This is a genomic window from Thalassobius vesicularis, from assembly GCF_004799325.1.
Taxonomy (GTDB): Bacteria; Pseudomonadota; Alphaproteobacteria; order Rhodobacterales; family Rhodobacteraceae; genus Thalassobius; species Thalassobius vesicularis.
In genome coordinates this window covers 419,177-430,918 of the sequence record NZ_SSMD01000004.1, presented here as the reverse complement: position 1 = coordinate 430,918, position 11,742 = coordinate 419,177, and the positions used below count along the sequence as shown (strand labels likewise).

Here is an 11,742-nt window from a genome sequence, read left to right as displayed (position 1 = left end):
CGGCCGAAGCCTAAGGACCCCGATATGCAGTTGTTTGTTCATCGAATGAACCAAACCGCCCACATATCTCTTCAGATATTATCAATGTCAAAGAGCGCGGAGCCTAAGCCCCAGAGACAAAATCAACGGGAAGCGCCAGTTCTTCTTGGCGCAACCTGCGTCAGATGCCTCAGATTTCGTTCCGAACTTCCCTCAAGAGCACCGCCCCGTCGTTCCGACCGTACCACCGTCAAGCGCCTCAGCGCCGCCGGTGAAGGGGGTTCTATGGCTTTCACCAAAGACCCGCAAGCGCTTTTTTCATATTTCCCAATCTTTTTTCAAAAAACCGTCACAACACAATAAAATCAATAACTTACACCAAACCAACACCCCAAAATCACCGCAATGCCGCATTTGCATTGCCGCATCGCGGCAAGACGCACATCAGCATCTTGGGTTATCCTCAGAGTTACCCACAAGATGCCGAAGACTCGGGTACTCAGGGGCGGTCATGCGGCGTTGCGGCGACTCGCGCGCAGCGGCAATCTGAGGGCCAGCAACAGCAGGATTCCGGCCAGATAGAGCATCGGCTCCTGCTGAAGACCCTTTCGCAGCATCAGAAAATGCACGCCGGCCAGCAGAACCGCCGGATAGGTGAGCTTGTGCAACTTGCGCCACCCCTGCCCCATTCGGCGGACCGAGGCGTTATTCGAGGTCGCGGCCAGCGGCACCAGCAGGACAAGGCCCAGCATCCCCACCGTTATATAGGGCCGCTTTACGATATCTGCCCAGATGCGCGACAGGCTTTGGATATCCAGCACGGCCCAGACAGCCAGGTGACACAGTACCAGCGCAAAGGCGGACAGGCCCAAGGCGCGGCGGAAACGGATCAGGTTCAGTCCGGTGTGCCGCCGCAGGGGTGTTACCGCCAGGCCGACCATCAGCAGGATCAGGGCGGACTGGCCGTATTCATGCTCCAGCGCCTTGATCGGTTCCGGCCCCAACTGGCCCGTGGCACCCTGCCAGAACAGGAACGCCGCCCAGAGGGCCGTACATATATATATGCACCAGGTCGGGACGGTGCGCAGGGCGCGGTTCAGGCGATCCATCAGAAGTTCCGCTTCAGGTCCATGCCAGCATAGAGACCGGCCACCTGATCGGCATAGCCGTTGAACATCAGCGTGTCCTGCTTGGACGAGAACAACCCGCCGCCGATCACCCGCTCGGTCGCCTGGGACCAGCGGGGGTGATCCACCTGCGGGTTCACGTTGCTATAGAAGCCGTACTCGTTCGGCAGCAGCTTGTTCCAGCTGGTGGGCGGCTTGCGGTCGGTCAGGGTGATGCGGACCACGGACTTGATCGACTTGAAGCCATACTTCCACGGCACCACCAGACGCAGAGGCGCGCCGTTCTGGTTGGGCAGCGGTTTGCCGTAAAGGCCGGTGGCCATCAGGGTCAGGGGGTGGCGGGCCTCGTCCAGGCGCAGGCCTTCGACATAGGGCCAGTCGATCAGGGCGTATTTCTGGCCGGGCATTTCATCGGGACGATAGAGCGTCTCGAACGCCACGTATTTCGCGCCGTCCTGCACGCCGACCAGATCCAGCAGGTCCGCCAGTTCGAACCCGTTCCACGGGACGACCATCGACCATGCCTCGACACAGCGGAAACGGTAGATGCGTTCCTCGATCGTCATCTTGGAGAGGATGTCCTCGATCGCGTAATCGCCCGGGCGATCGACCATGCCGTCGATCTTTACCGTCCAGGGGGCGGTCGTCAGCGATTTGGCATAGCGTTTGGGGTCGTCCTTGCCGGTGCCGAATTCGTAGAAGTTGTTGTAGGAGGTAATGTCCTCCCAGCTGTTTGGCTGCAGCGCCTCGGCCTGCGCAGGGGCGGCCAGACCGGCAAGGGCGGTACCGGCGACACCGGCCATGATCTGACGGCGGCTGAGATACAGGTGCTCGGGCGTGATGTCGCCACGGGTAAGATCGTTCGTCCAGCGGTTGGCCATGGGTCCCCTCATTATTCGTTGAGGCCGAAGGTAAGGCCGCGCCCGGTTTGCGCCAATGAACAAGTTCTCACGTTGGCGTGGCCGGACTGTAACGAAACCGCCTGCGTCAGTCTGCCGGGTGGTGAAGAACCCAAGACATACGAGATTGTGAATACGTTAAGCGAATGAGCGGTTCTGCTTTGCCCCGCGCGGGGTATAATGGAGCGATACAAACCCGGAGGAGGCACCCAATGAAAGCTCTGGTTCTGGCGGCGGGTCTGGCCGTGGCGGCGACGGCCGCAGCGGCGGATGGCGTCATTTCCTACACCACGGACGAGTCGTTCGACGACGTGGTTTTCGGCCTTGAGAACGCGATCACCGATCAGGGTCTGGTCATCGACGGCATGTCCCATGTCGGCGAGATGCTGGAACGTACCAAGGCCGATGTCGGCTCGGACGTGACGGTTTTCGTGCGGGCGGACGTGTATTCGTTCTGCTCGGCCAAGCTGTCGCGCAAGGTAATGGAAGTGAACCCGATGAATATCCGGTTCTGCCCCTATGACATCTTTGTCGCCCAGCTGCCGGACAACCCGGACCAGACGGTGATCGGCTATCGCGAATTCCCCGAGGGCGAGATGCAAGAGGTGCAGGCGCTGCTGGACGCGATCGTACGCTCGGCTATCAGCCTGGACTGAGGGCGATCCGATCACGCCGCGCTGTCATTCGGTCACAAGGATGTCAGTTGAAATCCAACGCCCCGCTGGCTTAGCCGCGGGGCGTTTCGCGTCAAGCCCGCCCACGAAAATGTCAGACTGAACCAAGGCGGCAATGGGTCCGTAAACCTGTCGATGTCTCCGATGGCATCTCACATGTTTTCAAGGGAGATCTGACATGTTTCGCAGAACCGTTCTTGCACTGACCGCAGCCGCTGCTTTTGCTGGCCCCGCCTTTGCGGGTGGGCATTCGATGGATATCGTCGATACCGCCGTGGGTGCCGGCACCTTCAAGACCCTGGTCGCCGCCGTGGGCGCGGCAGGGCTGGTCGACACGCTGAAGGGCGAAGGCCCGTTCACCGTGTTCGCCCCCACCGATGACGCCTTTGCCAAGCTGCCCGCTGGCACCGTCGAGGACCTGCTGAAGCCCGAGAACAAGGACAAGCTAGTCGCCGTGCTGACCTATCACGTGGTGCCGGGCAAGGTGATGTCCACCGATCTGTCGAACGGCATGACCGCCGCGACCGTTCAGGGCGGCGAGATCACCATCATGACCGAAGGCGGTGTGATGGTGAACGATGCCAAGGTGACGGCGGCGGATATCGAGGCGTCGAACGGCGTGATCCACGTCATCGACTCGGTGATCCTGCCCAAGATGTAATCTGCGCATGGGGCGGCCCGGCGAATGTCTCGCCGGGCCGTTTTCGCATCAGGCGGCCAGCAGTCCGGCCAGCACCTGCTGCCAGGGCGTGGTCGGGCGCCCGATCAGCGTGCTGAGGTCACGGCTGTTGTTTTCCAACGCGCCCTTGGCGGCGCCGACGTCGGAATCGGCAAGCAGGTCGGCAAAGCCCTGCGGCAGTCCGACCTGCACCAGCGCCTCGGCATAGGCGGCCTGCGGCAGGTCGGTATAGGAGACGGGTTTGCCCGACAGGCGCGCGGTTTCGGCGGCCAGATCCGGCAGCGAGTACGAGGTGTCGCCCGCCAGCTCATACACCTTGCCCGCTTGCTGCGCGTCCGAGGTCAGCACGGCAGCGGCGGCGGCGGCGTAATCGGCGCGCGCGGCACCGGAAATCCGGCCATCGCCAATCGCACCGATATAGGTGCCATGCTCGATCGCGGCGGGGGCGTTGCCAAGGTTGTTTTCCGCATACCAACCATTGCGCAGCACCACATGAGGCACGCCGCTGGCGGCTAGATACGCCTCGGTCTCGACATGCTCTGCGGCCAGACCCAGCGGAGAGCGATCGGCGTGCAGCAGGCTGGTATAGGCGATCAGTTTCACGCCCGCCGCCTTGGCCGCGTCGATCACGTTGCGGTGCTGGGCGGCGCGCTGGCCCACTTCGGAGGACGAGATCAGCAGCAGCTTTTCAATGCCCTGCATCGCGGCGGTCAGCGCGGCGGGATCGGTGTAATCACCCAGGCGCGCCTCGACCGGCAGGGCCTGGGCGGCTTCGGGTCGGCGCACCAGTGCTGCGATCTGCCCGGCGGGCACGGTTTTCAGCAGCTCGGTCAGAACAAGCGCGCCAAGCTGGCCGCTGGCGCCGGTGATCAGGATGGTCGGGGTCATGTTGGGGTTCCTTTCGGTCTTGATTCCAGAGATGGTCTCTTTCCTAGACCACTGATTCAGTGTCCGTAAGGAGGCAGGTTTTCATGACCAAGGCACATCAAGGTAACCTTGTGACCGCAGAACTGCTGGCCCGGTTCTGGGCGTGGAAAGGGCAAGAGGTCGACCCCGCCGCCTGCCCCGTGCGCGACGTGCTGGACCGGGTGGGCGAGAAGTGGACGACGCTGCTGCTGATCCTGCTGGCCGAGGGGCCGAAACGGTTTTCGGAGCTGCAACGGGGCGTGCCGGATATCTCGAAACGGATGCTGACCCAAAGCCTGCGCAATCTGGAACGCGACGGGCTGATCACGCGGACGGTGTTTCCGACCAAGCCGCCCAGCGTGGAATATGCGCTGACCGAGATGGGGCAGTCGGTGATGACACCGCTGGCGCATTTGCTGAACTGGGCCGAGACGCATCACCAAGGCATCCGCGACGCCCGCGCCCGGTTCGATCAAGCGCAGGAACCGCAACGCAACCTGATCCCCTACGCATGAAAAAGGCCCGCCGTTTCCGGCGGGCCTGTTCGTTTAGTGGACCACCGCGTCCTGCGGCGGTTTGCGATCCGAAGTGCCGACACGATCCCCGATGATCAGGCCGTCGGGGCCTGCGCTGACGGGGACGGTGGCGCCATCCTTGATCTCGCCGCCCAGCAAAAGCTCGGCCAGCGGATCCTGAAGCGCCCGTTGGATGACGCGCTTCAGCGGGCGGGCACCAAAGACCGGGTCGTACCCTTCATCCGCCAGCCATTTCTTGGCGTCCCCGTCCAGTTGCAGCGCGATCTTGCGCTGCGCCAGACGTTTGCCCAGACGGGCCAGCTGGATATCGACGATGCCGTCCATGTCCTTGCGGCCCAGGCGGTCGAAGATGATGATCTCGTCCAGACGGTTCAGGAATTCGGGGCGGAAATGCGCCCGCACCGCATCCATCACGTCACGCTTGGCATCCGCGCTGTCCGCGCCATCCGGCAACTGGCTGAGCGCCTGCGCACCCAGGTTCGAGGTCAGGATGATCAGTGTCTGCTTGAAGTCCACGGTGCGGCCCTGACCATCGGTCAACACGCCGTCATCCAGCACTTGCAGCAGGACGTTGAACACGTCCGGGTGGGCCTTTTCGACCTCGTCGAACAGCACGACTTGATAGGGCCGGCGGCGCACGGCCTCGGTCAGGACACCGCCTTCGTCATAGCCGACATAGCCCGGAGGGGCACCGATCAGACGGCTGACCGAGTGTTTCTCCATGAACTCGGACATGTCGATGCGGACCATCGCGTTGTCGTCATCGAACAGGAACTCGGCCACGGCTTTGGTCAGCTCGGTCTTACCCACACCGGTCGGGCCGAGGAACAGGAAGCTGCCCAGCGGGCGCCCCTCGTCGTTCAGCCCGGCGCGCGCACGGCGCACGGCGTTGGACACAGCTTTGACGGCCGCCTTCTGGCCGATGACGCGCTTGTGCAGGCCGGATTCCATCGCCAGCAGCTTTTCACGCTCGCCTTCCAGCATCTTCGCGGTCGGGATGCCGGTCCAGCGCTCCACGACTTGGGCGATCTGCTCGGGGCGGACGGCCTCTTCGACCATGACGCCATCGTCCTCGGCCGCTTCGGCCTCGGCTAGCTGTTTTTCCAGCTGCGGAATCACGCCGTAGGACAGCTCGCCGGCCTTGGCCAGATTACCTTCGCGCTTGGCGATTTCCAGATCGGCGCGGGCACGTTCGAGCTTTTCTTTCAGGTCGCGGGCCCCGGCGAGTTTATCGCGTTCGGCCTGCCACTTGGCGGTCATCTCGGCGCTGCGGTCCTGCAGGTCGGCCAGTTCCTTTTCCAGCTTGGCCAGACGGTCCTTGCTGGCGGCGTCGTCCTCCAGCTTCAGGGCCTCGACCTCGATCTGCATTTGCAGGATCTGGCGGTCGAGCTGGTCCAGCTCTTCGGGTTTGCTGTCCACTTCCATCCGCAGACGGCTGGCGGCTTCGTCCACCAGGTCGATCGCCTTGTCGGGCAGGAAGCGGTCGGTGATGTAGCGATGCGAGAGCGTCGCCGCCGCCACCAGGGCCGAGTCGCTGATCCGCACGCCGTGGTGCAGTTCGTACTTTTCCTTGATGCCGCGCAGGATCGAGATCGTGTCCTCGACCGTCGGTTCCTCGACCATCACGGGCTGGAAACGCCGGGCCAGGGCCGCGTCTTTCTCGACGTATTTACGGTACTCATCCAGCGTGGTCGCGCCTATGCAGTGCAATTCACCGCGCGCGAGGGCCGGTTTGATCAGGTTGGCGGCATCCATCGCGCCGTCGGTTTTACCGGCGCCGACAAGGGTGTGCATCTCGTCGATGAACAGGATCACCTCGCCCGCGGCGGCCTCGATTTCCTTCAGGATCGCTTTCAGGCGTTCCTCGAACTCACCCCGGTATTTCGCACCGGCGATCAGAGCGCCCATGTCCAGCGCCAACAGCTTCTTGTTGCGCAGGGATTCCGGCACGTCGCCGTTGATGATGCGCAGCGCCATGCCCTCGGCAATCGCGGTTTTACCGACGCCGGGTTCACCGATCAGCACCGGGTTGTTCTTGGTGCGACGGCTCAGCACCTGCATCGCGCGGCGGATTTCATCGTCGCGGCCGATGATCGGGTCGATCTTGCCTTGCTCGGCGGCCTCGGTCAGATCGCGGGCGTATTTTTTCAGCGCGTCATACCCTTCCTCGGCCGAGGCGCTGTCAGCGGTCCGGCCCTTGCGGATGTCATTGATCGCGGTGTTCAGTTTTTGCGGCGTCACGGCGCCCGCATCCAGCGCGTCCTGCGCCTTGGATTTCACCAGCGCCAGCGCCATCAGGATGCGTTCCACGGGGACAAAGCTGTCGCCCGCTTTCTTGGCGACCTGCTCGGCCTCGTCCAGCACCTTGCCGGTCAGGCTGTCCAGATAGACCTGCCCCGCATCGCCCGAGACCTTGGGCATTTTCGCCACGGCGGCATCCACCGCTTCGCGCACTCGGGCGGGTTCGCCACCGGCGCGTTTGATCAGGTTGGCCGAAAGCCCCTGATCGTCGTCCATCAATGCCTTAAGAATGTGTTCCGGGGCCAGTCGTTGGTGACCTTCCCGCATGGCGATCGTCTGGGCGGCCTGAATGAAACCGCGCGACCGCTCCGTGAACTTGTTCAAGTCCATGGTTCTCTCCTTCTCCTAAGCGCCCGATTGCCGGATGCCCACCCTTGCGGCACATCCCCTGTCCGGGCCTTGAACCTAAGGTGGCGATCATGGCCGCGCGCTTCAAGCCCGAAGCTGCAATTTTCGTCGGACGTTTTGCGGTTAACTGGCGATTAACCAACTGCCTTTATCCCATGAGGATACAGGAGGGCGCGACATGGATGTGATCGAGGTTGGCATTTCCCAGATGCACGAAAACCCCGCCACTCGGCGGGTCACCGGTGTCGTGACCCTTCTGACGGCTGGCCGGCATATCGTCTTGCATTGTCAGACCGAGTATCCGGCCGACGGGCGCAATCGCGCGGCGCTGGTTCAGGATGCGTTGCGACAGCTGTCACGCATGCCCGAATACCGGCACATGGACCGACCCCTGCGCTGTCGCCTTGTCGCCGCTTGACGCAGCAGCCCGATCCCGCGAAAAGGGCGCAACCCTGAAAACAAGGAGCTGCCCCAATGTCCGATGACCGCCTGATTGTTGCCCTCGACGTTCCGAACGTGGTCGCGGGGATGGAGCTGGCGAACACGCTGGGCGACGCCGTGTCCTTCTATAAGATCGGCCTGGGGATGCTGACCGGCGGCGGTCTGGCCCTGGCGAACGAACTGAAGCAAGAACACGGCAAGCGCATCTTTCTGGACATGAAGTTCTTCGACATCGGCGCGACCGTGGAAAACGCGGTGCGCGGCGTGGCGCAGTTCGATCTGGATTTCCTGACGGTGCACGGCGACCCGCATGTGGTGCGCGCCGCCAAGGAAGGCGCCAGCGGTAAGGATCTGAAGATCCTGGCGGTCACGATCCTGACCTCGCTGGATCGCGGCGATCTGGATGCCGGCCTGATCAAACCCGGCGACGTGAAGGAGCTGGTGCTGGAACGCGCCGCCCGCGCGTTCGAGGCCGGGGCCGATGGCGTCATCGCCAGCCCGCAAGAGGCCGCGCTGATCCGCGCCCTGCCCCAGGCCGAAGGCCGCCTGATCGTCACGCCCGGCGTGCGCCCCGCAGGCGCGGCACTGGGCGATCAGAAACGCGTGGCCACCCCGGCGCAGGCGCTGACCGACGGGGCCGACCACATCGTCGTGGGCCGCCCGATCTGGGCCGCAGCAGACCCGCGTCAGGCCGCACTGGCCATTCTGGACGAAATCAAGTCGGTCTGAGATCAGTCGCGGGCCTCGACCTCAAGCAGGTAAAGGCGGACGCGTTCGGCGAAATGCGGAATTGCGCGCGGGTGCGCCAGGTAATCCTGCGGCGCCATCAGGGTCCAATACTGGCCTTCGGGGCCAAAGCGGATGTCCTGCGCGCGATGCGCGTCCAACTCGGCGGCAAAGAACCAGACGGGTTCGCCTGTGCGGGCACGGAAAGCACGCTTCCAGATCAGCGCCTCTTCGGGCAGGTCAAGGCCCAGCTCCTCTCGGGTTTCGCGCAGGGCGCAATCCTCGGGGCGTTCCAGCCCTTCGCGGCCCCCGCCGGGCAGGTCCAGATAGCCCGCCCAAGGTAGGTCCGGCTTGTCGTCGCGCATGATTACGGCCAATTGGCCGCCGATGAACAGCGCCAGCTTGGCGCCCCGGAATTCAGCTTCGTTGCTCATGGCCTGCATATTCTTTCGCCCTTTGCAGGTATATAATCCGACAGAGACGACCAACCGATGACAATCACGAAACTCTGATGTGATGCCCGCCCTCTGCCGCGACTGCCTGACCATGTTCGACGCCGGACGGCGCTGCCCGTCCTGCGGGCGGCCACGCATCGTGTCGCACCCCGAGCTGTTCGACCTGTCCATCGCCCACATGGATTGCGACGCCTTCTATGCCAGCGTCGAAAAACGCGACAACCCCGAGCTGGCGGACAAGCCGGTTATCATCGGCGGCGGGCGGCGCGGGGTGGTCTCGACCGCCTGCTATGTGGCGCGAATCCGGGGCGTACGCTCGGCCATGCCGATGTTTCAGGCGCTGAAACTGTGCCCCGACGCCGTGGTCATCAAACCCCGGATGGAGGTCTACGCCGAAGTCAGCCGCGCCATCCGCGCCATGATGGAAGAGCTGACCCCCGCGATCCAGCCGCTGTCGCTGGACGAGGCGTTTCTGGACCTGACCGGCACGCAACGCCTGCACGGCGCGCCGCCCGCAGTGATGCTGGCGCGGCTGGTCAAACGGATGAAGGCCGAGCTAGGCGTCACCGGCTCGATCGGGCTGAGCCATAACAAGTTCCTGGCCAAGGTCGCCTCGGACCTGGACAAACCCCACGGATTCGCGGTGATCGGTCAGGCGGAAACGGCGGATTTCCTGCGTGACAAACCGGTGCGAATGATCTGGGGGGTCGGTCAGGCCACGCAAAGCGCGCTGGAAAAGGCGGGGATTCGGACCTTTACCGACCTGCTGCGCTGGGACCGGCAGGATTTGCACCTGCGATTTGGCAGCATGGGCGACCGGCTGTGGCATCTGGCGCGCGGTCAGGACAGTCGCCGGGTGACGGCGCATGAGCCGATCAAGTCGATCTCGAAGGAAACCACGTTTTTCGAGGACACGGGCGACGCCGACATTCTGGATGGTCACATCTGGCGGCTGGCCGTGCAGGTCGCGGACCGGGCCAAGGCGCGCGGGCTGGCCGGGCAGGTCATCACGCTGAAACTGAAACGCGCCGACCACAGCCTGCTGACCCGTCGCCAAAGCCAGCGCGAGCCGGTGCAACTGGCCGACCGGATCTATCGCGTCGCGCGGTCGCTGTTCGACCAGGTGCCTGCGGGCGGGCAATACCGGCTGATCGGCGTCGGGATCTCGGAGCTGTCGCCGGACAGCGAGACCGGGCTGGACGGAGACTTGCTGGACCCGCAAGCCGCCACCCGCAGCCGGGCCGAGCGCGCCACGGACGAAATCCGCAAGCGGTTCGGCAAGGACGCAATCGTCAAGGGACGGTCGTTTCGCTGATCACTCGGCCGCCAGACGCTGCTGCGCCTCGCCGTAAGCGGTGATGCGGGCAATGACACGGCCCACGATGGCCTGCATCGCGGCAAAATTGCCGTTCGGGCGGATCATCTGCTCGTTCATGTAAAGCGCGCGGTCGATCTCGACCTGAATCACGTGCTGACGGCGCGAGGGGCGGCCGTAATGCTGGGTCGTGTAGGCCCCGGCGAAGGGGACGTTGCGGGCGACGACCAGCCCCTCTTGGGCAAAGGCGTCTTCGAGGACTTCCATCACCTCGGGGGCCGAAGCCGCGCCGAAACGGTCACCCAGCACGACCTCGGGGCGGCGCGAGCCGGATCGGGCGATACTGTCCAGCGCCTCGTGCGGCATGGAATGGCAGTCGATCAGGATCGCCTCTCCGAACAGTGCGTGCGATTCGGACAGAAGTGCCTGCAGACGCGCGTGATACGGGTGCCAATAGCGATCCAGCCGTCCGCGCACCTCCTCAAGCGGTAGCTTGCCGCGATAAATACAGCGCGAATTGGCCACCACGCGCGGCACCACGCCAAGGCCCGACACGATTCGCGGGTTGTAGGTCGTGTTGCGCATCCCCTGAATCAGCGCGGGGTCCAGCTCGTCCGGGCTGCGATTCATGTCGACATAGGCGCGCGGCGCCCCCGCTTCGAGGAACGGCGCACCGTGATGCGGGGCAACGTTGAACAGTTGATCGACGAATGCGTCCTCGGAGCTGCGAATCGAATGGTCGTCCAGCACCGATTGCTGCAAAAACGCCTTTGGATAGTCCCTGCTGCTGTGCGGAGACGCGAATATCACGCTGGTCGAGCGTGTCTGCGGCATCAGCAATCTGTAAGCAGCCTTGGGCATGTCTCCTCCTGTCACAAGAAATATCATAGACAGATTATTCTTGTTACCAAAAGCCCTTGATCCCCCCGCCGACTCTTTATATAGAGCGCAAACCGGCGCGGAATTCCGCGCCCCTTTCTTTCAGGGGCGAGGGCCGCAAAGGGAAAATATGGGCGGTTAGCTCAGCGGTAGAGCACTACGTTGACATCGTAGGGGTCACAAGTTCGATCCTTGTACCGCCCACCATTTACCTCGCCTTTTCAAGGCGACCCGCAAACCCAAGGCGCATGGCGCCGCGAATGAAGGAGAGGACCATGAAGGTCAAGAACTCGCTCCGCTCGCTGAAGCAGCGTCACCGCGACTGCCGTGTCGTGCGCCGTAAAGGCCGCGTCTACGTCATCAACAAGACGCAGCGTCGGTTCAAAGCCCGCCAGGGCTGAGTCTGAACAGACTTTGAGCAAAAGACCGCTTGGGCCGCCGCCTGAGTGGTCTTTTTCTTTGCGCGCGCAGAAATTT

The 11,742-nt window shown here is 63.4% G+C and carries 13 protein-coding genes, 1 tRNA gene and 1 pseudogene; 9 read left to right on the top strand and 6 right to left on the bottom strand.

All coding sequences use genetic code 11. The annotated features are described in order from the left end of the window. Window positions 1–342, top strand: a pseudogene (locus tag E7681_RS18955) (hypothetical protein); the annotation flags it as partial. Window positions 343–488: 146 nt separating this feature from the next. On the opposite strand, the gene msrQ reads toward E7681_RS18955, so the two are convergent. Next, entirely contained in the window at window positions 489–1,088 is a 600-nt protein-coding gene (gene msrQ, locus E7681_RS11030) for a protein-methionine-sulfoxide reductase heme-binding subunit MsrQ (protein ID WP_136339336.1), read from the bottom strand. Next, complete coding sequence (gene msrP / locus E7681_RS11025) at window positions 1,088–1,987, bottom strand: protein-methionine-sulfoxide reductase catalytic subunit MsrP (protein ID WP_136339335.1); 900 nt, start codon at window positions 1,985–1,987, stop codon at window positions 1,088–1,090. The genes msrQ and msrP overlap by 1 nt, the downstream gene beginning before the upstream one ends. Before the next feature lie 230 nt (window positions 1,988–2,217). On the opposite strand from msrP, the gene E7681_RS11020 reads away from it, so the two are divergent. Next, window positions 2,218–2,661 carry a DUF302 domain-containing protein gene (locus tag E7681_RS11020; protein ID WP_136339334.1) on the top strand — a complete coding sequence of 148 codons (444 nt, stop codon included), beginning with the start codon at window positions 2,218–2,220 and terminating at the stop codon, window positions 2,659–2,661. 196 nt (window positions 2,662–2,857) lie between these two features. Continuing rightward, complete coding sequence (locus E7681_RS11015; RefSeq protein WP_136339333.1) at window positions 2,858–3,340, top strand: fasciclin domain-containing protein; 483 nt, start codon at window positions 2,858–2,860, stop codon at window positions 3,338–3,340. A gap of 48 nt (window positions 3,341–3,388) precedes the next feature. On the opposite strand, the gene E7681_RS11010 is transcribed toward E7681_RS11015, so the two are convergent. Beyond that, entirely contained in the window at window positions 3,389–4,246 is an 858-nt protein-coding gene (locus E7681_RS11010; RefSeq protein WP_136339332.1) for an SDR family oxidoreductase, read from the bottom strand. An 83-nt stretch (window positions 4,247–4,329) separates the two neighbouring features. Between E7681_RS11010 and E7681_RS11005 the strand changes: the two genes are divergently transcribed. Further along, a complete protein-coding gene (locus tag E7681_RS11005; protein WP_136339331.1) occupies window positions 4,330–4,779 on the top strand; it encodes a winged helix-turn-helix transcriptional regulator in 450 nt (149 codons plus the stop codon). 33 nt (window positions 4,780–4,812) lie between these two features. Here E7681_RS11005 and clpB read toward each other — a convergent pair whose 3' ends face one another. After that, entirely contained in the window at window positions 4,813–7,431 is a 2,619-nt protein-coding gene (gene clpB / locus E7681_RS11000; RefSeq protein ID WP_136339330.1) for an ATP-dependent chaperone ClpB, read from the bottom strand. A gap of 196 nt (window positions 7,432–7,627) precedes the next feature. Here clpB and E7681_RS10995 point away from each other — a divergent pair, with 196 nt between their 5' ends. Together E7681_RS10995 and pyrF are read left to right on the top strand one after the other, a co-directional pair. After that, window positions 7,628–7,867, top strand: coding sequence for a hypothetical protein (locus tag E7681_RS10995; protein ID WP_136339329.1), 240 nt, complete (start codon window positions 7,628–7,630; stop codon window positions 7,865–7,867). A gap of 56 nt (window positions 7,868–7,923) precedes the next feature. Continuing rightward, a complete protein-coding gene (gene pyrF, locus E7681_RS10990) occupies window positions 7,924–8,619 on the top strand; it encodes an orotidine-5'-phosphate decarboxylase (RefSeq protein WP_136339328.1) in 696 nt (231 codons plus the stop codon). A 2-nt stretch (window positions 8,620–8,621) separates the two neighbouring features. Here pyrF and E7681_RS10985 read toward each other — a convergent pair whose 3' ends face one another. Continuing rightward, entirely contained in the window at window positions 8,622–9,050 is a 429-nt protein-coding gene (locus tag E7681_RS10985; protein WP_136339327.1) for an NUDIX hydrolase, read from the bottom strand. Between the two features lie 82 nt (window positions 9,051–9,132). Here E7681_RS10985 and E7681_RS10980 point away from each other — a divergent pair, with 82 nt between their 5' ends. After that, the gene (locus E7681_RS10980) at window positions 9,133–10,386 is read left to right on the top strand and encodes a DNA polymerase IV (RefSeq protein WP_136339326.1); all 1,254 of its coding nucleotides are present in this window, start codon (window positions 9,133–9,135) and stop codon (window positions 10,384–10,386) included. On the opposite strand, the gene E7681_RS10975 is transcribed toward E7681_RS10980, so the two are convergent. Then, complete coding sequence (locus E7681_RS10975) at window positions 10,387–11,247, bottom strand: N-formylglutamate amidohydrolase (protein WP_136339325.1); 861 nt, start codon at window positions 11,245–11,247, stop codon at window positions 10,387–10,389. It lies immediately after the preceding gene. 150 nt (window positions 11,248–11,397) lie between these two features. Between E7681_RS10975 and E7681_RS10970 the strand changes: the two genes are divergently transcribed. Next, window positions 11,398–11,472 (top strand) — tRNA-Val (locus tag E7681_RS10970). Between the two features lie 68 nt (window positions 11,473–11,540). Further along, complete coding sequence (ykgO, locus tag E7681_RS10965; RefSeq protein ID WP_012177066.1) at window positions 11,541–11,666, top strand: type B 50S ribosomal protein L36; 126 nt, start codon at window positions 11,541–11,543, stop codon at window positions 11,664–11,666. Window positions 11,667–11,742 lie beyond the last annotated feature (76 nt).